Below are 263 nucleotides of genomic sequence, written 5' to 3'. Positions count from 1 at the left end.
GGCGTCGGCCTTTTCCTGGGCCCCCTCCTCGCGCAGCAGCGGTATCATCACGCCGTTGAGCGTGACGTCCCCCGCGTCGAACATGAAGCCCAGGCCGCCGATCAGGAAGATGCGGCCCTGGACGGACCAGCGCCACGGCAGCTCCTGGGCGACCGCCTCACCGGTGGGCAGGGTGGCGTCGGGGGCGACGGCGTCGGGTGCGGGCCCGGGGTGCGCGGCGTCGGCGCTGGGGCGGGGTGGGGGGGCGGGCCGCCACTGCCGCG

The 263-nt window shown here is 76.8% G+C and carries 1 pseudogene; it reads right to left on the bottom strand.

What is annotated here, in order from left to right:
- Positions 1-263: pseudogene (locus KVS67_RS12170) on the bottom strand (MFS transporter); the annotation flags it as partial.

Source organism: Micrococcus sp. GbtcB5 (genome assembly GCF_019091605.1).
Classification (GTDB): Bacteria; Actinomycetota; Actinomycetes; order Actinomycetales; family Micrococcaceae; genus Micrococcus; species Micrococcus luteus.
Note: the sequence above shows the minus strand (reverse complement) of the source record. Positions and strands in the feature narration are given on the sequence as shown.